The 23,732-nt window shown below is 59.3% G+C and carries 19 protein-coding genes and 4 tRNA genes; 9 read left to right on the plus strand and 14 right to left on the minus strand.

Translation table 11 applies throughout. From position 1 onward, the window contains the following. The first annotated feature begins 90 nt into the window (after positions 1-90). Both KGB14_RS15410 and KGB14_RS15415 read left to right on the plus strand, forming a co-directional pair. Entirely contained in the window at positions 91-2,172 is a 2,082-nt protein-coding gene (locus tag KGB14_RS15410; protein WP_223487652.1) for a carboxy terminal-processing peptidase, read from the plus strand. A gap of 145 nt (positions 2,173-2,317) precedes the next feature. After that, positions 2,318-4,108, plus strand: a complete 1,791-nt coding sequence (locus KGB14_RS15415) for a bifunctional diguanylate cyclase/phosphodiesterase (protein ID WP_223487653.1) — start codon at positions 2,318-2,320, stop codon at positions 4,106-4,108. A gap of 209 nt (positions 4,109-4,317) precedes the next feature. Here KGB14_RS15415 and KGB14_RS15420 read toward each other — a convergent pair whose 3' ends face one another. The 6 genes from KGB14_RS15420 to KGB14_RS15445 form a co-directional block, all read right to left on the minus strand. Beyond that, positions 4,318-4,641: a hypothetical protein gene (locus KGB14_RS15420; RefSeq protein ID WP_223487654.1), complete on the minus strand. Its 324-nt coding sequence runs from the start codon at positions 4,639-4,641 to the stop codon at positions 4,318-4,320. Positions 4,642-5,139: 498 nt separating this feature from the next. Continuing rightward, positions 5,140-5,547 carry a sel1 repeat family protein gene (locus KGB14_RS15425; RefSeq protein ID WP_223487655.1) on the minus strand — a complete coding sequence of 136 codons (408 nt, stop codon included), beginning with the start codon at positions 5,545-5,547 and terminating at the stop codon, positions 5,140-5,142. Beyond that, positions 5,548-5,919, minus strand: a complete 372-nt coding sequence (locus KGB14_RS15430) for a hypothetical protein (protein ID WP_007898892.1) — start codon at positions 5,917-5,919, stop codon at positions 5,548-5,550. Continuing rightward, positions 5,916-6,257, minus strand: a complete 342-nt coding sequence (locus KGB14_RS15435) for a helix-turn-helix domain-containing protein (RefSeq protein ID WP_223487656.1) — start codon at positions 6,255-6,257, stop codon at positions 5,916-5,918. The genes KGB14_RS15430 and KGB14_RS15435 overlap by 4 nt, the downstream gene beginning before the upstream one ends. A 112-nt stretch (positions 6,258-6,369) precedes the next feature. Next, a complete protein-coding gene (locus KGB14_RS15440; protein WP_223487657.1) occupies positions 6,370-6,825 on the minus strand; it encodes a YkvA family protein in 456 nt (151 codons plus the stop codon). A 293-nt stretch (positions 6,826-7,118) separates the two neighbouring features. Beyond that, entirely contained in the window at positions 7,119-7,832 is a 714-nt protein-coding gene (locus KGB14_RS15445) for an FKBP-type peptidyl-prolyl cis-trans isomerase (RefSeq protein WP_223487658.1), read from the minus strand. A 269-nt stretch (positions 7,833-8,101) separates the two neighbouring features. On the opposite strand from KGB14_RS15445, the gene KGB14_RS15450 reads away from it, so the two are divergent. Both KGB14_RS15450 and KGB14_RS15455 read left to right on the plus strand, forming a co-directional pair. Then, a complete protein-coding gene (locus KGB14_RS15450; protein ID WP_223487659.1) occupies positions 8,102-9,934 on the plus strand; it encodes a di-heme-cytochrome C peroxidase in 1,833 nt (610 codons plus the stop codon). A gap of 3 nt (positions 9,935-9,937) precedes the next feature. Further along, positions 9,938-11,074 carry a catalase family protein gene (locus tag KGB14_RS15455; RefSeq protein WP_223487660.1) on the plus strand — a complete coding sequence of 379 codons (1,137 nt, stop codon included), beginning with the start codon at positions 9,938-9,940 and terminating at the stop codon, positions 11,072-11,074. 206 nt (positions 11,075-11,280) lie between these two features. Here the strand turns inward: KGB14_RS15455 and KGB14_RS15460 are convergent. The 4 genes from KGB14_RS15460 to KGB14_RS15475 all read right to left on the minus strand — a co-directional run bounded on the left by KGB14_RS15460 (position 11,281) and on the right by KGB14_RS15475 (position 11,809). Next, positions 11,281-11,357: transfer RNA gene (locus KGB14_RS15460), tRNA-Asp, on the minus strand. Between the two features lie 19 nt (positions 11,358-11,376). Next, positions 11,377-11,452, minus strand: a tRNA-Val gene (locus tag KGB14_RS15465). Positions 11,453-11,638: 186 nt separating this feature from the next. Continuing rightward, positions 11,639-11,715, minus strand: a tRNA-Asp gene (locus tag KGB14_RS15470). An 18-nt stretch (positions 11,716-11,733) separates the two neighbouring features. After that, a tRNA-Val gene (locus KGB14_RS15475) sits at positions 11,734-11,809 on the minus strand. Between the two features lie 161 nt (positions 11,810-11,970). Between KGB14_RS15475 and rdgC the strand changes: the two genes are divergently transcribed. The 3 genes from rdgC to sugE all read left to right on the plus strand — a co-directional run bounded on the left by rdgC (position 11,971) and on the right by sugE (position 14,434). Next, entirely contained in the window at positions 11,971-12,891 is a 921-nt protein-coding gene (rdgC, locus tag KGB14_RS15480; RefSeq protein ID WP_223487661.1) for a recombination-associated protein RdgC, read from the plus strand. A gap of 143 nt (positions 12,892-13,034) precedes the next feature. Continuing rightward, positions 13,035-14,000, plus strand: coding sequence for a bile acid:sodium symporter family protein (locus tag KGB14_RS15485; RefSeq protein ID WP_223487662.1), 966 nt, complete (start codon positions 13,035-13,037; stop codon positions 13,998-14,000). Between the two features lie 119 nt (positions 14,001-14,119). Further along, positions 14,120-14,434, plus strand: a complete 315-nt coding sequence (gene sugE, locus KGB14_RS15490; protein ID WP_018925158.1) for a quaternary ammonium compound efflux SMR transporter SugE — start codon at positions 14,120-14,122, stop codon at positions 14,432-14,434. 107 nt (positions 14,435-14,541) lie between these two features. Here sugE and KGB14_RS15495 read toward each other — a convergent pair whose 3' ends face one another. From KGB14_RS15495 to KGB14_RS15510, 4 genes are all read right to left on the minus strand, one after another. Continuing rightward, positions 14,542-16,416 (minus strand): MFS transporter, encoded by a 1,875-nt coding sequence (locus tag KGB14_RS15495; RefSeq protein ID WP_223487663.1) that lies wholly within the window; start codon positions 16,414-16,416, stop codon positions 14,542-14,544. A gap of 99 nt (positions 16,417-16,515) precedes the next feature. Further along, entirely contained in the window at positions 16,516-17,667 is a 1,152-nt protein-coding gene (locus KGB14_RS15500) for a TDT family transporter (RefSeq protein ID WP_223487664.1), read from the minus strand. Between the two features lie 105 nt (positions 17,668-17,772). Beyond that, the gene (locus KGB14_RS15505) at positions 17,773-18,084 is read right to left on the minus strand and encodes a cupin (protein WP_223487665.1); all 312 of its coding nucleotides are present in this window, start codon (positions 18,082-18,084) and stop codon (positions 17,773-17,775) included. Positions 18,085-18,125: 41 nt separating this feature from the next. After that, positions 18,126-19,319, minus strand: coding sequence for an MFS transporter (locus KGB14_RS15510; RefSeq protein ID WP_223487666.1), 1,194 nt, complete (start codon positions 19,317-19,319; stop codon positions 18,126-18,128). Positions 19,320-19,410: 91 nt separating this feature from the next. Between KGB14_RS15510 and KGB14_RS15515 the strand changes: the two genes are divergently transcribed. Next, the gene (locus tag KGB14_RS15515) at positions 19,411-19,950 is read left to right on the plus strand and encodes a TetR/AcrR family transcriptional regulator (RefSeq protein WP_223487667.1); all 540 of its coding nucleotides are present in this window, start codon (positions 19,411-19,413) and stop codon (positions 19,948-19,950) included. 250 nt (positions 19,951-20,200) lie between these two features. After that, positions 20,201-23,671, plus strand: a complete 3,471-nt coding sequence (locus KGB14_RS15520; RefSeq protein WP_223487668.1) for a PAS domain-containing hybrid sensor histidine kinase/response regulator — start codon at positions 20,201-20,203, stop codon at positions 23,669-23,671. Positions 23,672-23,732: the final 61 nt, after the last annotated feature.

Consider the following 23,732-nt stretch of genomic DNA (forward strand, 5'->3'; position numbering starts at 1 on the left):
GCACAGGCAGTTTTCGACAGAGTCTAGGGGTACCGGCGACTTCATAGACGGCCTAATATGCGTTATCAATTGTCCCCGCGTCGAATCAGCATGAAGCATTTGTTCTCCAGCACCGCCCTCGCTCTTGTCATTGGTCTCGGTCTTTTGCCGATGTCGACCAATTCGTTCGCAGCCAATAGCTGGGACAAGCTTCAGCCCGATCGCGACGAAGTCATCGCCAGTCTGAACGTCGTCGAATTGCTCAAGCGTCACCACTACAGCAAGCCACCGCTCGACGATGCACGTTCCGCGATCATCTACGACAGCTACCTCAAGCTGCTGGATCCATCGCGCAGCTATTTCATGGCCAGCGATATCGCCGAATTCGACAAATGGAAAACCCAGTTTGACGACTTCCTTAAAAGCGGCGACCTGAACGCCGGGTTCACCATCTACAAGCGCTATCTGGACCGCGTCAAGGCGCGTCTGGACTTTGCCCTTGGCGAGCTGAACAAGGGCGTCGACAAGATCGACTTCACCACCAAGGAAACCTTGCTGGTCGATCGCAAGGATGCCCCTTGGCTCAAGACCACCGCCGAGCTGGACGACCTGTGGCGCAAACGCGTCAAGGACGAAGTGCTGCGGATGAAGATCTCCGGCAAAGAGCCAAAGCAGATCCAGGAAACCCTGACCAAGCGTTACAAAAATCAGCTGGTGCGACTGGACCAGACCCGCGCGGAAGACATCTTCCAGGCGTACATCAACACCTTCGCCATGTCCTACGATCCGCACACCAACTATCTGTCACCGGATAACGCGGAGAACTTCGACATCAACATGAGCCTGTCCCTGGAGGGCATCGGCGCCGTGTTGCAGAGCGATAACGATCAAGTGAAAGTCGTGCGCCTGGTGCCTGCCGGCCCGGCCGACAAGACCAAGCTGGTTGCACCGGCCGACAAGATCATCGGTGTGGCCCAGGGCAACAAGGAAATGGTCGACGTGGTCGGCTGGCGCCTGGACGAAGTGGTCAAGCTGATCCGTGGGCCGAAAGGCACCGTGGTGCGCCTGGAAGTGATCCCGGCCAGCAATGCACCGAATGACCAGACCACCAAGATCGTGCCGATCACCCGCGAAGCGGTGAAGCTGGAAGATCAGGCGGTGAAGAAGTCGGTCCTCAACCTCAAACAGGACGGCAAGGACTACAAACTCGGCATCATCGAGATCCCGGCCTTCTACCTGGACTTCAAGGCCTTCCGTGCCGGCGATCCGGACTACAAGAGCACCACCCGCGACGTCAAGAAACTGCTGACCGAGTTGCAGAAAGACAAGGTCGACGGCGTGGTCATCGACCTGCGCAACAACGGCGGCGGCTCCTTGCAGGAAGCCACCGAGCTGACCAGTCTGTTCATCGACAAAGGTCCGACCGTACTGGTGCGTAACGCCGATGGCCGGGTCGATGTGCTGGAAGATGAAAACCCTGGGGCGTTCTACAAAGGCCCGATGGCGTTGCTGGTCAACCGTTTGTCCGCCTCGGCGTCGGAGATCTTCGCCGGTGCCATGCAGGACTACCATCGTGCCCTGATCATCGGTGGCCAGACCTTCGGCAAAGGCACCGTGCAGACTATTCAGCCGCTGAACCATGGCGAACTGAAACTGACCCTGGCCAAGTTCTACCGGGTTTCCGGTCAGAGCACCCAGCATCAGGGTGTGCTGCCGGACATCGATTATCCGTCGATCATCGACACCAAGGAAATCGGCGAAAGCGCCCTGCCGGAAGCCATGCCGTGGGACACCATCCATGCGGCCATCAAGCCTGCGCTTGACCCGTTCAAACCGTACATCACGCAGCTCAAGTCCGAGCATGACGTGCGCACGGCCAAAGACGCGGAGTTCGTGTTCATTCGCGACAAACTGGCCCTGGCGCAAAAGTTGATGAGCGAAAAAACCGTCAGCCTCAATGAAGCCGACCGTCGCGCACAACACGCCGATATCGAAGCCAAGCAACTGGCCATGGAAAACATCCGTCGCAAGGCCAAGGGCGAAGAACCGCTCAAAGAACTGAAGAAAGAAGACGAAGATGCCGTTGCCGCCGAGCCGGACAAGACCAAGCCAGAAGACGATGCCTACCTGAGCGAAACCGGGCGGATTCTGCTGGATTACTTGAAACTCAACACCGCGGTCGCCAAGCACTAAGTTGTTCCAATCAGGATGATGGCAATTTAATGCTGACGCTCCCCGGAGCGTCATCAAACAGTCATCATTCTGTCGTGAAATACAGGACTGGGCGTGCTCTTTAACGAGAGTACGCCCGGTCCTTTTTTTATCGCCAGAGAACGCCATGACCACGACCGAACAGCTGAGTGCCTTGAGTTCAATACTGACTCAAAGCGGTTTGCACAGCCTGTTCCAACCGATCATTTCCCTCTCTGAACGACGTATCATCGGTTACGAAGCCCTCAGCCGTGGCCCCTCCAACAGTCCGCTGCACTCCCCTGTCGCCCTGTTCGCTGTTGCCCGCCAGGCCGGTCGCCTCAGCGAGCTGGAGATCGCTTGCCGTCAAAGTGCTTGCCGCCGTTTCAATGAGCAGCAACTGCCCGGCAAACTTTTCCTCAATGTGTCCCCCGAATCCCTGCTTGAAGCCGCCCACCAACCCGGACGCACCCTGCAACTGCTGCAGGATTTCGGCATACCGCCGAGCCAGGTGGTGATCGAACTGACCGAACAGACCCCGACCGACGATTTCCAGTTGCTGCAAAACGCCCTGCATCACTATCGGGCAATGGGGTTTTCCATTGCCCTGGATGATTTGGGCGCCGGTTATTCAAGCTTGCGGCTCTGGTCAGAATTGCGCCCGGATTACGTCAAGATCGATCGGCACTTTATCGACGGCATTCATCAGGACGCGCTCAAGCGTGAATTCGTCGGCTCGATCCTGCAGATCGCCAAGGCTTCCCGGGCAAAAGTGATTGCCGAAGGCATCGAATTACCGGAAGAGCTCGCGGTATTGACCGAGATGGGCGTCGATCTGCTGCAAGGCTATCTGCTCTGCCGACCACAAGAGCATCCGCCCCGCGATGCCCGAACCTTGATGCCCAAACCAAACAGCGCTGCAGCGATACTGAACGAAGAAGTCAGCGATCTCAGCGCCTTGCTCAACGACCTGCCGGCGGTGACCAGCCACACCCCGACCGCCACCGTGCTGGAAGCCTTCCGTCGCCAGGCCAACCTGAACTCCCTGGCGGTGCTCGACGAACAAGGCCAGCCCTGCGGCATCGTCCACCGTCATTCGCTCTCGGACGCCCTGCTCAAGCCCTTTGCCACCGACCTGTTTGCCCGCAAACCCATCAGCCGCCTGATGAGCGACGACTTCCTCGCCGTGGAAATGAGCCAGTCGCTGCAACAGGTCAGCCGCTTGATCACCAGTCGCGCCCGACAACGCATCGAAGAAGACTTCATCATCACCCTCAACGGCAGCTATCTGGGACTGGGCCGAGTGATCGACGTGCTCAAGCTGATTACCGAACTGAAAATCCAGCAAGCGCGCTACGCCAACCCGCTGACCCTGCTACCGGGCAACGTGCCGATCCAGCAATGCCTGACACGGCTGCTACAACAGGAAAGGGAATCGGTGATCTGCTACGTGGACATCGACAGCTTCAAACCCTTCAACGACATCTACGGCTACGGTCGTGGGGATGAAGTCCTGCTGTGCCTGGCGCAATGTCTGAGCGACCGCGTCGACCCGGCCCGCGACTTCGTCGGCCATATCGGCGGCGACGACTTCCTGCTGGTGCTCGGCCCGGAAGACTGGCGCAAACGTCTGAACCAATTGCTGGACGACTTCCACAGCCAATGCCGACGCTTTTACCGCAGCGAACACCTGGAAGCCGGCTGCTTCATCGCCCCCAACCGTCAGGGCGTAAGACAGGAGTTCCCGCTGCTGTCCCTGTCTATCGGCGTGGTGCATTTGCATCCACAGGCCTGTGGACAACTCGATGCGAGCCAGTTGGCCGAGATGGCCTCGCAGGCCAAGCACCACGCGAAGAATGTGCCGGGGTACAGCGTGCATGTGATTGATAGCCTGGCGGTGCCGGCAACCGAGGAAGCGTTGGTTGCCGGACATCGGTGATGGCTGCGATCTTTTGATCTTGCTCTTGTGGCGAAGGCCGGCTTAAGACGCAGAACCTGTGGGAGCGTGGCTTGCCCGCGAAGAACGATGACGCGTAATGCCTGAAAAACCGCGGTGCCTTCTTCGCGGGCAAGCCACGCTCCCACAGGATATTCGCTTAACTTACCTGCATTGGGGCAAGCGCCCTCGTCACAAAAAGCTGTTCGGCGCTATTCCGAAGGCCGAGCCCGCAACCGCCGCCCAATCACATCCAGCACATCACACCCATCGCGCAGTGGAATGGCACAGAGCAAGGCAAAGTCGCTGAGTATCGTCGAATCACACTCGACCGAGCCGCGCATGGACAGGTTCTCAAGCACCTGGGTGACGGCGCGGATTCGATAGCTGGCGGCGTCGGTCAGAATGTCCAGCGGCGCGTGGGTATCGACGAACAGCGTGGGCATGTCGTTGCAGTTGCTGGTGAGCGCCATGAAGCGGCTTTTGGGGTGGGGAGTTGGTTTTTCGTAGGGTGGATCAGGATGAAGTGTTGGCATTTGAGACCTTCCGATGAAAATGGGAGCTGCCAAAAGCCTTCCTACAGGCTTGGGTGGCAGCTATACGCGGGGTAGGAATACCGAGCATCGGAGACTCGACCACGCCGAAGCGTGCCCGCGCACAGCCGCCGCAACAGAGCTTACGGACGCACACTGTCGGCCGCAAACCAGGTTTCGACGCTTACGCATTACCGATGCTAATAAAGGGTTCCTACACCCCACCACTGAATTTTCAGTGACCATCAAAGGCTATCGGGTGAACTCATTTCGCACCAGTTCATGCAAATCGCTACAACTTGAAGGAAATCTCCGATGGATCTACCCGGCAATAAACGCGCGAGACTTTGCGGGGGATCAATCAGGAAAGAAGCCGGGAAAGGATGATGTTGATGTAGGGCGATTCGCTAATGGCGATTCATTAATCCACAAACAGGCAAAAACGCAAACGTGGCGGGAGGTTTCCCTCACGCCACGTTAATTTGTCAGACACGCAACGGTTTAATCCACAGAACCGCGGGATGCCAACTCTTTCAACTTGATCTCAGCCAACGGATGCCCGGCCTTCAAGGCGATACGCCAAAACCGCGCTGCTTCAACCGGATCCGGCGCCTTGCTCGGCGTTCCCGCGAGACTGATCACGCCAACCTGATAGGCCGCCTTGCCATCCCCCGCCAACGCGGCCAGGCGCAGCAATCGCATGCCCTCCTCGCGAGCACCAAGACCGACGCCGCGAAAGGTCAGAATGTGGCCGTAGAAGCTCTGGGCGCCGACATCGCCCAGGTTCGCCATGCGCGCGAACTGGCCCTCGAGCCAACGCCAGCCTCGCGGCTGACGCACAAACCACGACCAGTGGAACAACCGGCGGGCCAGCCAGTAACTGGCCCGCGCCTTGAGTCGCAAAAACACTCAGGCTTCCGCCGACTCGGGGTACTCGTATTCGAACACCCGCACCACTTCCGAGGCATGCCAGGACGCGGCAGCCACGCCATCGGACGGGCCGGAGAAGCGCCCGAGGCGCTCGACACATTCAAAGAAGCCGGTGCGCGGCAAGCGACTCGCGCCCTGGCTGATCACCAACGAGCTGCGCAACGGCTGCTCGGCTCTGGCATCCAGCGCGGCCAGATGTTCAAGGGCTGCGGTCAAGGTTTGCATGGCGGGCGTGGGTAGCTGCAAACGCTCCAGCAACGCCCGATAAGTCAAAAGATGGCGCTGACGACGCGCCTGATCCAGCTCCCCCAGCAATCCGTCCCAATGTTGACGACTGATGCGTACGCTCACGATTCATCCCTCCATCCTGGCACCGTCAATTCCCAGGCGAGGCTGCGGCGAATAGCAGCGTCGGGTTGACGCTCACCGCTTTCGATCAAGGCGAGATATGACGGGCTGATGCCTACCGTGCGGGCGAGCGCCTCAATGGCGATGCCCTTCCCTTCGCGCAAATTGCGTAGTTGATCCAGACCCGGAAGAATCTGGTCGGGTGCCGCCGCGGGAGGCACTGTGGCCTCGCGCGGTGGTTGTTGCTTGATGCCTGCTGCTTTCAGTAGAGCCTGATACTGAGCCCATGGCAGAACCGCATATTCGGGCTCGCCTTCGCGTGTAATTATCTGAATATCCATGACTACCCCGTAGGACAACGACACTTAGCGAGTCGGCGCTTTTCCTTAGAAGTGTAATCCTAACAGCGGCCAAGGTCGCGGGGGGCATGAATATGGATGATCCTGAATCGGTTCAGGTTTTTTTCGGGCCCTGAAGTTGCAGTTGTTCCGGGGTATCGGGCAGGCGTTCTACCACCGCGAGTTTTTCCGGCAGCTGGCGTTTGCGCCAGGCGCGGAAAGCGTTGAGTTCGTCATCGAGGACTTTCATCAGCCAGGCCAGCACCGCAATGTCGTCGAGCATGCCGAATACCGGGATGAAATCCGGGATGGCATCCACCGGGCTGAGGAAATACATCAGCCCGGCCACCACCGAAACCATGGCTTTCGGGCTGATGGCCCGATACTCACCACGCCAGTAGGCCAGGCAGAGTGCCTGCAACAGGCGCAGATCGTCTTTGAGCTTGCCCAGACGATTGCCCTGGCTGGCACCTTTGCTGGCAACAGCGAACAGCAGCGTCGGCAAACGACCACGGGCGAGCAGGCGTCCGGCCAGAGGCAGAAAACGAGCGAAATTCCAGGGTGCTTTCATCATTTTCTCCCGCTGAAATGTTATCCACACAAATTGTGGATAACCTTGTGAACAGAGCTATTTTTCACCGCTGAAAGCCCCGTTTCATAAGGGCCTGACTCAGATCGGGCGTTTTTTACTCACATAAAAAAACCCAAGATTTCATTGACTTGGCGCCTCGGCCCGTCTAGCGCCGCGTCCTCAATGGCTATGACTCCAGCCGTCAGTATCCGTTCGCCTTGTTTACCCCCGCGGAACGCCAGATGCAACAACGCCCCGCATAAGCGAGGCGTTGTTTTCAGAGCAGACGCAGATTACTTGGTAGCGTCTTGTTTTGCTGGATCCTTGATCCCCAGCAGCTCCAGGTCGAACACCAGCACCGAGTTGGCTGGAATCGCCGGGCTTGGGCTTTGGGCGCCGTAAGCCAGTTCGCTAGGGATGTACAGTTTGTACTTCTCGCCAACGTGCATCAGTTGCAGGCCTTCGACCCAACCCGGAATCACACCGCTGACCGGCAGATCGATCGGGCTGCCGCGCTCGACGGAACTGTCGAAAACGGTGCCGTTGGTCAATTTACCCGTGTAGTGAACAGTCACTACGTCGGTCGGCTTAGGCTGAGCGCCGTCGGCTTTCTTGACCACTTCGTATTGCAGACCGGAAGCCGTGGTGGTGACACCCGCTTTCTTGCCGTTCTCTTCGAGGAATTTCTTGCCGGCGGTTGCCGCCTCTTCGCTCATTTTCGCCAAACGCTCTTCAGCACGCTTTTGCAGTGCTGCGAAGGCTTCAACCAGTTCCTCATCCTTCAGCTTCTGTTCTTTCTTGCCGACGGCATCTTCGATGCCCTGAGCTACCGCTTTGGAATCCAGGTCATCCATGCCTTCCTGAGCGAGGCTTTTGCCCATGTTCAGGCCGATACCGTAGGAAGCTTTTTGCGCCGGGGTTTTCAGCTCTACGCTGGTCTGCGAATCACAACCCGCAAGTACCAGGCCAACCAGGGCCACCGCCGCCGCCAACCGATGCTGTTTCATGCTATTTCCTTGTTCATGCGCCTAAAGGGCAATCGAGTAAAGCCGCGAGCTTATCAGGCCGCCACGACCAATGGCTACCGGCATGAGAGCAGCAAACGCCTGAGAAGTTCAGGTGTTTAAACGCATTTGGGCAATAGAAGGATGAAGCTTCTGTCATTTAGCTCTTACAGACTCAGATACCGGTTCCCACAGCCTCTGGCGTAATGGCCTCTTGCCGCACTTCGTCAGCTGAGGCATAAGAGAGCTACAAATTGACAAGGATGTTTATTTTGCGCCTTCTATTCCGCTTGCTGATTCTGATCGCAGTATTGCTGGGGCTGGGCCTCGCCGTGGTGCTGTACTACGTCGCCAACCCGAAATTGCCGGCCTCGTCACCGGCGCAACAGGTGCATTACCTGGAGCAATGGAGCGCTGCCGACCGCCAGACTTACTACTTCACGCCCCAGGGCACCCAGGTCAAAGGCTTGCGCTATGACTGGTTCAATGCCCTCGAACTGCCCTTCTCGCAAAAACGCTTCGCCGCCCCCGAATACCTCGCACGTTTTGGTTTTCTGATCGATCCGAGCCAGAAAGCCACGCCGGACAATCCTGGTAACCTGCCCGTCGGTTTTGCCCGCCATCAAAACCCCGGCAGCCCGGACGAGTTTCTGGACATCACCTGCGCCGCCTGCCACACCGGCGAATTACGCTTCAAGGGCCAGGCTGTACGCATTGATGGCGGCTCGGCCCAGCATGTGTTGCCTTCCAGCGTTCCTACCTTGCGTGGCGGCAGCTTCGGGCAGGCACTGGTGGCCAGTCTCGCCTCGACCTATTACAACCCCTGGAAATTCGAACGTTTCGCACGCAACGTTTTGGGTCAGGACTACGACGCAGGGCATCAACAGCTGCGTAAAGATTTCAAAATCTCCCTCGATACGTTCTTGAAAGTGGCCTGGAACGATACCCATCGAGGCCTCTACCCCACCGAAGAAGGCCCCGGCCGCACCGATGCATTCGGGCGTATTGCCAACGCCAGCTTCGGCGACGCGATTTCTCCCGCCAACTACCGCGTGGCCAACGCACCGGTGGACTACCCGCAACTGTGGGACATGTGGACCTTCGACTGGGTGCAGTGGAACGGTTCGGCGCAGCAACCGATGGCCCGTAATATCGGTGAGGCCCTGGGTGTCGGCGCTACGCTGAATTTCTTCGACAGTAACGGACAGCCGCTCAAGGGCGACGACCGCTACCCGTCCAGTGTGCGAGTGCGTGATCTGCACCGTATCGAAGAAACCCTGCAACGACTCAAACCGCCTGCCTGGCCGGAAGCCTTGTTGGGCAACATCGACAAGCCCCTGGCCGCAAAAGGCCGAGAACTTTTCGCTGAAAACTGCGCCGGTTGTCATGTACCCCGCGTCACCCAAAGCGACGGCAGAGCAGTGCAACATCTGAAATTGCTGCCGGTGGAGGTGGTTGGCACAGATGCTGGCGCCGCCAACAACATTGCCGACCACCGCTTCGACCTGACGGCCTTGCAGTGGGATCCGGCAGAGCTTGCGCAACTGGACGTACAACTGCACCCCAAACCCACAGAGCCATTGGATATGAGCCAGTTGTCAGTGGCCAAGGGACTGGCTTACGTCACTGCTTTCGTGGGCAATCAAGCCTACCGCGAAGCCAATGTGACACCCGCAGAGCGCCCGAACCTGGACGGATTCGGCCTGCCGATCGGCGTTCAGGAATTGCGCAGCTACAAAGCTCGACCACTGGCGGGCGTCTGGGCCACGCCGCCGTTTTTGCACAACGGTTCGGTACCGAGCATTTATCAACTGCTCTCGCCTCAGGATGAACGCGCCACCACGTTCTACAAAGGCACCTTCGAATACGACCCCAAACATTTGGGTTATCGCACCGAAGCCTTCACCAACGGTTTCGTGTTCGACACGCGCGTCACCGGCAATCACAACAGCGGCCATGAGTTCCGCGCAGGCGAGCGTGGGAACGGCGTCATTGGTCGCCTGCTGCAACCGGAGGAACGCTGGGCACTGCTGGAATACCTGAAAGTGTTGGGCGGCCCGCTGGAGTCGCAATTGCCAGACCGCCGCCTCAGTCAAAAGGATTGACCCATGCTGATTACTCTCTGGTTGCGCCTGGGCGCCTTCCTCGGCCAAACCCTGCTGTGGTTGCTGGGTCTGGGCGTGCTCGGCTGGACCCTGATCATGGCTTTCTCCGCCTGGCAGCATCGCGGCCCGGTATCGGCTGAAGAACTGATTCCGGACGGCGAAGCGGCAATGACTCAGGACATCATCCAGACGGCCGTGCGAATCGTCGATCAACACCGCGAAAGTACCCGCTACCTGCGCGATGCCCATGCCAAGGCCCATGGTTGTGTGAAGGCCGAGGTTCAGGTGCTGCCGGATCTGGCGGTGGAGTTGCGTCAAGGCGTGTTCAGCGAACCCGGCAAAACCTGGCAAGCGACGATGCGGCTGTCCAATGGCAATGCGTATCCGCAGTTCGACAGCATCCGCGATGCCCGTGGCATGGCGATCAAACTGCTCGACGTGCCGGGTAAACAGTTACTGAGTGACCGGCAAGGGCGCAGCGAACAGGATTTCGTGATGTTCAATCATCCGAACTTCTTTGTCAGCGATGTCGCCGAGTATCGTCAGAATGTGGCCGCTCAGGCTGAAGGCAAAACGGTGATGGCGTTCTTCCCGGATTGGGACCCGCGCACCTGGCAGGTTCGCCATCTGTTTATTGCGCTGGCGACGCTCTCTCCTGCCCCGGCAAGCCCGACGCAGACCACTTATTTTTCGGTTTCGCCGTACAAGTTTGGTGAAGCCAACGCCAAATTCCGGGTGATGCCGGATCCAGATAACTGCCCGGTCTACGCGCTGCCCAAGCAAAATCAAAACCTGCCGAACTTCCTGCGCAGTGCGCTGAACCAGCAGCTGTCGACCGATCGGGTGCCGGCCTGTTTCGTTTTACAGATCCAGCGTCAGAACCCGAGCCAATACATGCCGATCGAAGACACCAGTATCGAATGGCGTGAGCGCGACGCACCTTTCGAAACCGTGGCCCGGATCAAACTGCCCGCGCAGGATTTCGACACCCCGGCGCTGAATCTCCAATGCGACAACCTGTCGTTCAACCCATGGTTCGGCCTTGAAGCCCATAGGCCGATTGGGGGGATCAACCGGTTACGTAAAGCGGTGTACGAGGCCGTGAGCGACTACCGACACCGCCGCAACGCCGAACAATAGGCGACACAGAAACCGTAGGAGCCAGGCTTGCCGGCGAAGGCGTCCTTAAGAGCGCCTTCGCCGGCAAGCCTGGCTCCTACAATTACCCGAACAGGTCGCTTTTTCAGTGGAGAGACTGCACAAAGCCAAATCCCAGACAGCAAAAAGCCCGCATCAAGCGGGCTTTCCGTGGTGACCTGGCGTTCAGTGTTCCAGGTTACCGAATATGGCGCAGCGGACGGGACTCGAACCCGCGACCCCCGGCGTGACAGGCCGGTATTCTAACCGACTGAACTACCGCTGCGCGTAGCGTTGAAAGTAAATGGTGGGTGATGACGGGATCGAACCGCCGACATTCTGCTTGTAAGGCAGACGCTCTCCCAGCTGAGCTAATCACCCTTTACCTTCGTTGCGGGGCGCATTGTGCCACAGATTTTCATAAAGTGTTGATTTAATTGATAAAAAATCAAAAAAATCTGAAAACCGGTAAAACGACACACCCTGCAGGAACTTCAGACAGAAAAAAACCCGCGTTAGCGGGCTTTCCGTGGTGACCTGGCGTTCAGCGTTCCAGGTTACCGAATATGGCGCAGCGGACGGGACTCGAACCCGCGACCCCCGGCGTGACAGGCCGGTATTCTAACCGACTGAACTACCGCTGCGCGTAACACTAAAGCGAATGGTGGGTGATGACGGGATCGAACCGCCGACATTCTGCTTGTAAGGCAGACGCTCTCCCAGCTGAGCTAATCACCCTTCACTTTCGGTGTGGCGCGCATTCTACGGAGCGACCCAACCTCTGGCAAGCACTTTTTTAATTAATTTTCTCATGCCTTCCAAAGGCTTAGAGAAGGGTTGGCCTATGGCACCGCGAAGACAATAATGCCCCCCTTTGTATTAAAGGAGAGACTCACCCCATGTGGTTCAAAAACCTGCTTATCTATCGCCTGACCCAAGATCTGCCTTTTGATGCCGAGGCGTTGGAAACTGCACTGGCCACCAAACTGGCGCGTCCATGTGCAAGCCAGGAGTTGACCACCTACGGTTTCGTCGCGCCATTCGGCAAGGGCGAGGACGCGCCGCTGGTGCACATCAGCGGCGACTTCTTGCTGATCGCCGCCCGTAAGGAAGAACGCATTCTGCCGGGCAGCGTCGTACGCGACGCGGTGAAGGAAAAGGTCGAAGAGATCGAAGCCGAACAAATGCGCAAGGTCTACAAAAAGGAACGCGATCAGATCAAGGATGAAATCATCCAGGCCTTCCTGCCCCGCGCCTTTATCCGTCGCTCGTCGACTTTCGCCGCCATCGCGCCGAAACAAGGCTTGATCCTGGTTAACTCCGCCAGCCCGAAACGTGCCGAAGACCTGCTGTCTACCCTGCGCGAAGTGATCGGCACGCTGCCGGTGCGTCCGCTGACGGTGAAGATGTCGCCGACCGCCACCATGACCGAGTGGGTCACCACCCAGAAAGCCGCGGATGATTTCTTCGTGCTGGACGAGTGCGAGCTGCGCGACACCCACGAAGATGGCGGCATCGTGCGCTGCAAGCGTCAGGATCTGACCAGCGAAGAAATCCAGCTGCACCTGAGCACCGGCAAAGTGGTCACTCAGCTGTCGCTGGCCTGGCAGGACAAACTGTCGTTCGTGCTCGACGATAAAATGGTGGTCAAACGCCTGAAGTTCGAAGACCTGCTGCAAGATCAGGCGGAACAGGACGGTGGCGACGAAGCCCTGGGCCAACTGGACGCCAGCTTCACCTTGATGATGCTGACGTTCGGCGACTTCCTGCCGTCGATGGTTGAAGCGTTGGGTGGTGAAGAGACGCCGCAGGGTATCTAAAGACGTGTGATGCCTACTGTGGGAGCGAGCCTGCTCGCGATAGCGGAGTTTCAGTCAACATCATTGTTGAATGTCAGTCCCTCATCGCGAGCAGGCTCGCTCCCACATTGGTTTTGTGGTGCTACTTAAATAAGGATCAGGCCATGCGCGCACTGGCTGCATTGAGTCGTTTTGTCGGCAACACCTTCGCTTACTGGGTACTGATTTTCGCCGTTGTCGCGTTTCTGCAACCGGCCTGGTTCATCGGTTTGAAAGGCGCCATCGTGCCGCTGCTGGGGTTGGTGATGTTCGGCATGGGCCTGACCCTCAAGCTCGAAGACTTCGCCGAAGTCGCTCGCCATCCGTGGCGCGTGGCCCTGGGCGTGGTCGCCCATTTCGTGATCATGCCCGGTGTGGCGTGGTTGCTCTGCCAGGCTTTCCACCTGCCGCCGGAAATCGCCGTCGGTGTGATTCTGGTCGGCTGCTGCCCAAGCGGCACCTCGTCGAATGTGATGACCTGGCTGGCTCGCGGCGATCTGGCGTTGTCGGTGGCCATTGCCGCCGTCACCACCCTCCTCGCTCCGCTGCTGACGCCGGCGCTGATCTGGCTGCTGGCCTCGGCCTGGTTGCCGGTGTCGTTCATGGAGCTGTTCTGGTCGATCCTGCAAGTCGTGCTGCTGCCGATCGTGCTCGGCGTGGTTGCCCAGCGCGTACTCGGTGATCGGGTTCGTCTCGCGGTAGACGTATTGCCGCTGGTGTCGGTGGTGAGCATCGTGATCATCGTCACCGCCGTGGTGGCCGCCAGCCAGGCGAAGATTGCCGAGTCCGGCCTGCTGATCATGGCCGTGGTGATGTTGCACAACAGCTTCGGTTACTTGCTGGGTTACTTCACCGGACGCCTGTTCAACCTGCCATTGGCCCAGCGTAAATCCCTGGCACTGGAAGTCGGCATGCAGAACTCCGGCCTGGGCGCGGCGCTGGCCAGTGCGCACTTCTCGCCGCTGGCGGCGGTGCCAAGCGCGCTGTTCAGCGTCTGGCACAACATTTCCGGGGCATTGCTCTCGACGTATTTCCGTCGCATGAGCGAGAAGGAGGATCGGAAAATCGCAGCTCAGCAGGCCGCCGACTGATCCGCAAACTTGATCCTCGGGTTAATGATGGGCACTCTATTGCGCAACGCGGGGACGACCTCGCGGCTCGTTCGAGTGATTAATCCGGGGACGACCCCATCCATCGATGGAGGTCTTTGATGTCCTGGATCATTCTGTTTTTCGCCGGCCTGTTCGAAGTCGGCTGGGCCGTCGGCCTGAAGTACACCGACGGCTTCAGCCGCCCTCTTCCTACCGCACTGACCGTCGCCGCCATGGCGATCAGCCTTGGCCTGCTGGGCCTTGCCATGAAGGAATTGCCGCTGGGCACAGCCTATGCGATCTGGACGGGCGTGGGTGCGGTGGGCACCGTGATCGCCGGGATCATCTTGTTTGGTGAGTCCATGGCGCTGTTCAGGCTGGCCAGTGTGGCGTTGATCATTACCGGGTTGGTTGGGCTCAAGGTTAGCGCTTAGGCCACTACCGCAATCGCGAGCAGGCTCGCTCCCACAGTGGATTTGTGAACGGCGCAGAACCATTGTGGGAGCGAGCCTGCTCGCGATGAGGCCCGCAAAGTCACCGACTATCTAACCGCCCCACGCAACTCCCCCACCAACCCTTGCAATGTCGCCGGCTCAGCCGCTTCAACGGCCACCGCCGGCCCCGCCACCAGGGTCACCCGCGACCACAGCCTGCGAAACACGCCCTTGTCCGGATCACGGCTGAAGAAACTCCCCCACAAACCCTGCAACGCCAATGGAATCACCGGCACCGGCGTTTCTTCGAGAATCCGTGTCAGCCCGCCCTTGAACTCATTGATCTCGCCATCGGCGGTCAACTTGCCTTCAGGGAAAATGCACACCAGCTCGCCATCCTTCAGATATTGGGCGATACGGGTGAAGGCTTTTTCGTAAATCTGAATGTCCTCCTGACGCCCGGCGATCGGAATCGTCCCGGCCGTGCGGAAGATGAAGTTCAGGACCGGCAGGTTGTAGATTTTGTAATACATCACAAAGCGAATTGGCCGACGCACTGCGCCGCCAATCAGCAAGGCATCAACGAACGACACATGGTTGCAAACCAGTAGCGCCGCGCCTTCATCGGGAATCAGATCCAGATTGCGATGCTCGACGCGGTACATGGAATGGCCGAGCAGCCAGATCATGAAGCGCATGCTGAACTCAGGGACGATTTTGAAGATGTAAGCATTGACGCCGATGTTCAGCAGCGACACCACCAGGAACAGCTGCGGGATCGACAGCTTGGCGAGGCTCAGCAAGACGATCGACACAATCGCCGACACCACCATGAACAGGGCATTGAGAATGTTGTTGGCGGCGATCACCCGCGCCCGTTCGTTCTCGACAGTACGCGACTGGATCAGCGCATACAGCGGCACGATGTAGAAACCGCCGAAGACCCCAAGCCCGAGGATGTCGATCAATACCAGCCAGGTGTGACCAAACCCCAGGACTTCGATCCAGCCATGGCCGGCAACGCTGTCTGGAATCCCGCCGGAATGCCACCACAACAGCAAGCCAAACACCGTCAGACCGAACGAGCCGAACGGCACCAGACCGATCTCGACTTTGCGCCCTGACAATTTCTCGCAGAGCATCGAACCCAGCGCGATACCGACCGAGAACACCGTAAGAATCAGCGTCACCACGGTCTCGTCACCGTGCATCCATTCCTTGGCATACGCCGGGATTTGCGTCAGATAAATCGCCCCGACAAACCAGAACCATGAGTTGCCGACGATCGAACGCGATACCGCAGGGGTTTGCCCGAGGCCCAGCTTCAAGGTGGCCCAGGACTGACTGAAGATGTTCCAGTTCAGGCGCATTTGCGGCGATGCCGCTGCGGCCCGGGGAATGCTGCGGCTGGCCAGGTAACCGAGTACCGCAATACCGATGATCGCTGCGGACACCACCGGCGCGTAGTTGCTGGAGGACATCATGATCCCGGCACCAATCGTCCCGGCGAGAATCGCCAGGAAGGTGCCCATTTCCACCAGACCGTTGCCGCCCACCAGTTCTTCTTCGCGCAAGGCTTGAGGCAGAATCGAATACTTCACCGGCCCGAACAGCGCCGAGTGAGTGCCCATGGCAAACAGCGCCAGCAGCATCAGCGACAGGTGATCGAACATGAAACCGACCGCCCCCACCGTCATGATGACGATTTCCCCGAGCTTGATCAGACGGATCAGCGCGTCCTTGGCGAACTTTTCCCCGAATTGCCCGGCCAGGGCCGAGAACAGGAAGAACGGCAGGATAAACAGCAACGCACACAGGTTGACCCAGATCGAGCGGTCACCCTCGATTGTCAGCTTGTACAAAATGGCGAGGATCAGCGACTGCTTGAAGATGTTGTCGTTGAAGGCCCCGAGGGACTGCGTGACAAAAAACGGCAGGAAGCGCCGAGTGCGAAGCAAGGTGAACTGAGAGGGGTGACTCATCTTCCATGTGTCCCTGATTTGGGTAGCGAATGGCTTGGATATTGTTATTGGAATATCGAACGTCGATCCAGGCCACACACATTACCTAATCTTTGCCCCTTATTTCTTTAATCCTGCAATGCACGGCGAGACAAACAACTCGCCCCGCCACGCCCCCTGCACCGTACGTTTGGCGACGATCAGCCACATCACCGCCAGCAACGCGACCAATACACAACCAAAGACACTGAAAAACGTCAGGTTCAAGGTGCTGGCCAGTTTCAGCGTGGCCAGGGAGTAGACCCCCAGCGGGAAAGTGAAGCCCCACCAGCCGAGATTGAACGGGATACCGGCGCGCAAGTAACGAAGGGTGATCAGCAGCGCCACCAGCATCCACCAGAGCCCGAAGCCCCACAGCGTGATGCCGGCCACCAGGCCAAGCCCTGCGGCAATCTCACCGATACCCGGCAGACCATTGGCGGAAAAGATCGCCGGTGCGTCGGCGCCCAACAGCAACATGCCCAATGCGCCCGTGCCGATGGGGCCGAGGGCCAGCCAGCTCGAGGCGGCCATGTTTTCGTGGGGCAATTTATGCAACGCCATGCGCAGCAACAGGATGGTCAGAATGCTGAACGCCACCGGCAGGGAAAAGGCCCAGAGTACGTAGCTGGTGACCAGCACCACCAGTTGCGAATGAGCATCGACCAGGTGCGGCGCCAGCAACCCACCACTGGCAGCCGCCACTTCTGCCGCCACCACCGGCAACAGCCAGACGGCGGTCATCTGGTCGATGCTGTGTTCCTGACGGGTGAACATCATGTAGGGAATCAGTACGCCGCAAGCCAGCGACATCGCCACGTCCAGCCACCACAGTACTTCGGCGACATGGATCACGCCGTCACCCCAGCGCGGCAGACCGAACAACAGAAAGCCATTGATGATGGTCGCAAGGCCCATGGGAATGGTGCCGAAAAACATCGAAACCGTGGAATGGCCGAAAATCCGCCGCGCCTCGTCGAAGAACATTGCCCAACGCGCGGCATACATACCTGTGAACAAGACAAACAGAACAATATTGAACAGCCACAGGCCTTCGGCAAACGCATGCAGAGCGGGATTCGACACCGGCAATTGCGCAAGCGCCAGCGCCAATACACCCGTGCCCATGGTCGCTGCGAACCAGTTGGGGGTGAATTGGCGGATGGCTTCTCGAGGGTGCTGCAAATGACTGAGCGGTTTGATACCGGGCTTAACGCTTTGGGTGCATGTCATGGTGAACTCCTGTCCTCTGGTGAGGTGGAGCTCATGGTAGATCCAAATCGAATATCGATATAACGGGCAATATCTCTAACTGTTATCTGCTTTATAGATAACGCATCAGACGCTGCCTTCCGTCTCGATCACCAATATTCTCGCCACACCCAACGGATGAGCCACATGCTCGGTGCCCACCGATGCATAAAAAATATCGCCGACCTCGAGCAGTGTTTCCTTCTCCAGGCCCTCTTCGCGATAACGCATTTGCACTTGCCCATCGAGCACCACGAACACTTCCTGACCGTCGTTTACGTGCCATTTATAAGGCTGATCGGTCCAGTGCAAACGAGTGGTGATGCCGTTCATGTTGGCAATGTCCAGCGCCGCCCAGGCACGGTCGCCGGTGAAGGATTTGCTGCGGATGATCTTCATGGGTCGGTCCGTCGAATGAATGGCAGCGCCAAGGCTAACGGTCATCGAACATCGACGCCACAGGCTTTGGCGGGTTGCTCACGGATCAACCCAAACAGCGCAACGAGCGACAGGATGATGAGCACCGCGCCGTAACCGTCAGTGGTCGCCACCAAACCAAAGGTGCGGGTCAGGTTGCCGGCCAGCAACGACGGCAAGCAGAACGCCAGATAGCTGAGCACATAAAATGCCGACATCAGCCCCGCCCGTTCATGAGGCAAAGCCAGCGGCACGATGCTTCGCAGGGCACCCAGGAAGCCCGCGCCAAAACCGCCGCCCGCCACCAGGGTGCCGAAGAAAAACAACGGCAGGCTGGCGCTGTGTACCGCCAGCAGAATCAGCGCAACGCCTGCCGGCAGCAGGCTCGCCCCCAACAGCAAGACCTTGTCGGCCGGCCGATTGCGCAAGGTGTAGATCATCGATGCGCCCGTTACCGTCAACACGGCCACCGTCGCCCCGCCAATCAAATTTGACGTGGACCCGGTGGCTGTCCGCACCAGAGACGGCGCCAGGGAAGCGAAAAAACCACCGAGCGCCCACACCGCCAGATCTATCGGCAGCACCCGCCACACCATACGCCGCGCTTGAATCGGCACATGCAGGGTCGGCCGTAGCGAGGCCCAGGCACCGGGTTGTCGACTGACGCTTTCCGGCAGACGCCAGACATACAGCGCTTGCATCACAAACAGCGCGAACAGCACCCAATAGGTCAATTGCAGCGGCAGCGGCGCAAACTCGGCCAACAAACCGCAGCCCATGGCGCCCAGCGCCATGCCCAGCAACGGCGCCACACTATTGACCATCGGCCCTTGCTGACGGTCGGTGTCCAGCAGCGCCGCACTCAAAACGGCGGTGGCCATTCCCGTGGCAAAACCCTGCAGGACCCGCGCACCGATCAACCAGGCGACGCTGTCGGCATTGATAAACAGCAACATCGCCAGCATGTTCAGTAACACGGCGGTAAAAATCACCGGTTTGCGCCCCAGATAGTCCGAGAGCGAACCCACTGTGAGCAGCGCCGCCAGCAAGCTGAGGGCGTAAACGCCGAAAATCAGGGTCAGGGTCGCCGCCGAGAACTGCAGGTGCTCCTGATACAAGTGATACAACGGGGTCGGCGCTGTGGAAGCGGCTAGAAAACTGAGTAAGGTGATCGCCAGAAACCACAGGCTGGAACGGTTTGTCGTTAGACGGGACATAAGCACACTCCGCAAAAGCTAATTTTTTGCTTTTGCGGAGTGTGCTACTGGCTTTCGCTTAAAGCAAATTCTTTGTGTTAAGGTCCGCCGCATGGCTATTAAAGAAGGTTTACGCCCTGGCGGCCGCAGCGCCAGGGTTCAGGAATCAATTCATTCGGCAGTCCGCGATCTCCTCGAAGAGCAGGACCGCGCCAGCGTGACCGTCCCGCAAATCGCGGCCCGGGCCGGGGTGACGCCGTCGACCATTTACCGGCGCTGGGGTGATTTGTCGGCGCTGCTGGCCGACGTCGCCCTCGCCCGCATGCGCCCCGACAGTGAACCGGCCAACACCGGCAGCCTGCGCGCTGATGTGCGGGCCTGGGCGGAGCAGTATCTGGACGAGATGAGTTCCGAGCCCGGGCGCAATATGATGCGCGACGTGCAATCCAGCGCCACGCCGGGCTATTGCGTGACGATCATTGGCGGGCAGTTGCAGACGATTCTGGATCGCTATCCCGATCAGCCGAAGCCGAGTGTCGACCGGCTGATCAATATGGTGGTGGCGCCGACGGTGTTTCGCATCCTGTTTTCGGCGCAGGCGCTGGAGGTTGAAGAGTTGCATCGGTTGATCGATATTGCGCTCCGTCAGTGAGGCCGCCTTCGCGAGCAGGCTCGCTCCCACAGTTGATCTCAGTGGACACATAAATTGTGACCGGCATAGATCCAATGTGGGAGCGAGCCTGCTCGCGATGAAGCCCGCACAGGCACCAAAGATCTGACGGTCTCCCCAACCTGCGACACCCCGCCACGCCACGACCTTGGTCGACACTGACTAACTCAGGCGGTCATGCGAGACTGTCCTGACCGGGCGGAGTCCCGGATGTCTTTTGTCTGGAGTTCCCATGTCGCTGTCCACCGGGCTGATCGCCACCGTCGCCCTGGCCTATATGGCCATCCTGTTCGCCATCGCCTTTTACGGTGACCGGCGCAGCGCGCCGTTGCCGCCACGGGTGCGTGCCTGGGTGTACAGCCTGTCGCTGGCCGTTTATTGCACCAGCTGGACCTTCTTTGGCGCCGTGGGCCAGGCAGCCGAACAACTCTGGTCATTCCTGCCGATCTACCTCGGGCCGATCCTGCTGCTGGTCTGCGCACCGTGGGTCCTGCAAAAAATGGTGATGATCAGCAAACAGGAGAACATCACCTCCATCGCCGACTTCATCGCTGCCCGCTATGGCAAATCCCAGTCGCTGGCGGTGGTGGTGGCGCTGATCTGCCTGGTCGGCGTACTGCCCTACATCGCCTTGCAACTCAAAGGCATCGTGCTGGGCGTGAACCTGCTGATCGGCGCCGGCGCCGACGCCATGGGCACGCGCGCGCAGGACACGGCGCTGATCGTATCCCTGGTGTTGGCGCTGTTCACCATCGTTTTCGGTACTCGTAACCTCGACGCCACGGAACACCACCGTGGCATGGTGCTGGCAATTGCCTTTGAATCGCTGGTCAAGCTGTTCGCTTTTCTCGCGGTTGGCGCCTTCGTGACCTACGGCCTGTACGACGGTTTCGACGACCTGTTCGACCAGGCCATGCTCGCCCCGCGCCTCGAAGCGTACTGGAAAGAAACCATCAACTGGCCGTCCATGGTGGTGCAGACCGGTGTGGCGATGATGGCAATCATTTGCCTGCCCCGGCAGTTCCACGTAACCGTGGTGGAAAACATCGAGCCTCAGGACCTGCGCCTGGCCAAGTGGGTGTTCCCGGCCTATCTGGCACTGGCGGCGCTGTTTGTCGTACCGATCGCGCTGGCCGGTCAGATGATGCTGCCCAGTTCGGTGCTGCCGGACTCCTTCGTCATCAGCCTGCCTCTGGCACAGTCTCACCCGGCCCTGGCGATGCTGGCGTTTATCGGCGGCGCTTCGGCGGCAACCGGCATGGTGATCGTGGCCAGCGTGGCGCTGTCGACCATGCTCTCCAACGACATGTTGCTGCCCTGGTTGCTGCGGCGAAACAACGCCGAGCGGCCATTCGAAGTGTTCCGCCAATGGATGCTTTCGGTGCGCCGGGTCAGCATCGTGGTCATCCTGTTGCTGGCCTACGTCAGCTATCGCCTGCTGGGCTCGACCGCAAGCCTGGCGACCATCGGCCAGATCGCCTTCGCCGCCGTGACCCAACTGGCTCCGGCCATGCTCGGCGCGCTGTACTGGAAACAAGCCAATCGCCGGGGTGTATTCGCCGGGCTGGCCACCGGGACGTTCCTCTGGTTCTACACCCTGGTGTTGCCGATTGCCGCCAACAGTCTCGGCTTGCCCCTGAGCAGTCTTCCGGGCTTGGCCTGGCTGCAAGGCAACCCGCTGAACCTGCCGATCACGCCGCTGACTCAAGGCGTGGTGCTGTCCCTGGCGGGCAACTTCACCTTGTTCGCCTGGGTCTCGCTGCTGTCACGCACGCGGGTTTCGGAGCACTGGCAGGCCGGACGCTTCATCGGCCAGGAAATCAGCGCCCGCCCGAGTGCCCGTTCGATGCTGGCAGTACAGATCAACGACTTGCTGCAACTGGCCGCCCGTTTTGTCGGCGAAGAACGCGCTCGTCAGAGCTTCATCCGTTTCGCCTACCGTCAAGGCAAGGGGTTCAACCCGAACCAGAATGCCGACGGTGAATGGATCGCCCACACCGAACGGCTGCTGGCCGGTGTACTTGGCGCATCGTCGACCCGGGCAGTGGTGAAAGCCGCCATCGAAGGTCGGGAAATGCAACTCGAGGACGTCGTGCGGATCGCCGACGAAACCTCGGAAGTGCTGCAGTTCAACCGCGCGCTGCTGCAAGGCGCCATCGAGAACATCACCCAAGGCATCAGCGTGGTCGACCAGTCGTTGAAACTGGTGGCCTGGAACCGGCGTTACCTTGAGTTATTCAACTATCCCGACGGTTTGATCAGCGTTGGCCGGCCCATTGCCGACATCATTCGCTACAACGCCGAGCGCGGTCTGTGCGGCCCCGGCGAAGCGGAAGTGCACGTCGCTCGCCGCTTGCACTGGATGCGCCAGGGGCGGGCTCATACCTCCGAGCGACTGTTCCCCAATGGTCGAGTGATCGAGCTGATCGGCAACCCGATGCCCGGCGGCGGTTTCGTCATGAGTTTCACCGACATCACCGCGTTCCGCGAGGCCGAGCAGGCACTGACCGAAGCCAATGAAGGCCTGGAACAACGGGTCATCGAACGGACCCACGAACTGTCGCAGCTCAACCTTGCCCTGACCGAAGCCAAGGGCGTCGCCGAATCGGCCAACCAGTCGAAAACCCGTTTCCTGGCCGCCGTCAGCCATGACTTGATGCAACCGCTGAACGCCGCGCGGCTGTTCTCTGCCGCCCTCTCCCATCAAGACGACGGCTTGTCCAGCGAAGCCCAGAAACTGGTTCATCACCTGGACAGTTCACTGCGCTCGGCCGAGGACTTGATCAGCGATCTGCTGGACATATCCCGCCTGGAAAACGGCAAGATCAACCCGGATCGCAAGCCATTTGTGCTCAATGAGTTGTTCGACACGCTGGGTGCCGAGTTCAAGGCGCTGGCGCAGGAACAGGGATTGAAATTCCGCGTCAGGGGCAGCGCGTTACGGGTCGACAGCGACATCAAACTGCTGCGCCGGATCTTGCAGAACTTCCTGACCAATGCCTTTCGCTACGCCAAAGGGCCCGTACTGCTCGGCGTTCGGCGGCGCAACGGCGAGCTGTGCCTGGAGGTCTGGGACCGTGGGCCGGGGATTGCGGAAGACAAACAGCAGGTCATTTTCGAAGAATTCAAACGCCTCGACAGCCACCAGACCCGGGCCGAGAAAGGCCTGGGCCTGGGCCTGGCGATTGCCGATGGGTTGTGTCGTGTGCTGGGTCATACCTTGCGCGTGCGTTCCTGGCCGGGGCGCGGCAGCGTGTTCAGTGTCAGCGTGCCGTTGGCTCGGGCACAAACCGCGGCGCCGGCCAAGGCTGCCGAACTCAATGGTCATGTGCTCAGCGGCGCGCAGGTGCTGTGTATCGATAACGAAGACAGCATCCTGATTGGCATGAACAGTTTGCTCACACGCTGGGGTTGCCAGGTCTGGACCGCGCGCAACCGCGATGAATGCGCGACGCTGCTCGGTGATGGAATGCGTCCGCAATTGGCGCTGGTGGATTATCACCTGGACAATGGCGAGACCGGGACCGAGCTGATGGCATGGCTGCGCACGCAACTGGGCGAGCCAGTGCCGGGGGTGGTGATCAGTGCCGATGGACGGCCGGAGATGGTGGCGCAGGTGCATGCGGCCGGGTTGGATTATTTGGCCAAACCGGTGAAACCGGCGGCATTGCGGGCGTTGTTGAGTCGGCATTTGCCGTTGTAGCGCGGCAAGTCTGAACCCTGTAGTGGGGCGATTGACGCCTTCGCGAGCAAGCCCGCTCCCA

It is taken from the genome of Pseudomonas sp. A-RE-19 (assembly GCF_019956555.1).
GTDB lineage: Bacteria > Pseudomonadota > Gammaproteobacteria > Pseudomonadales > Pseudomonadaceae > Aquipseudomonas.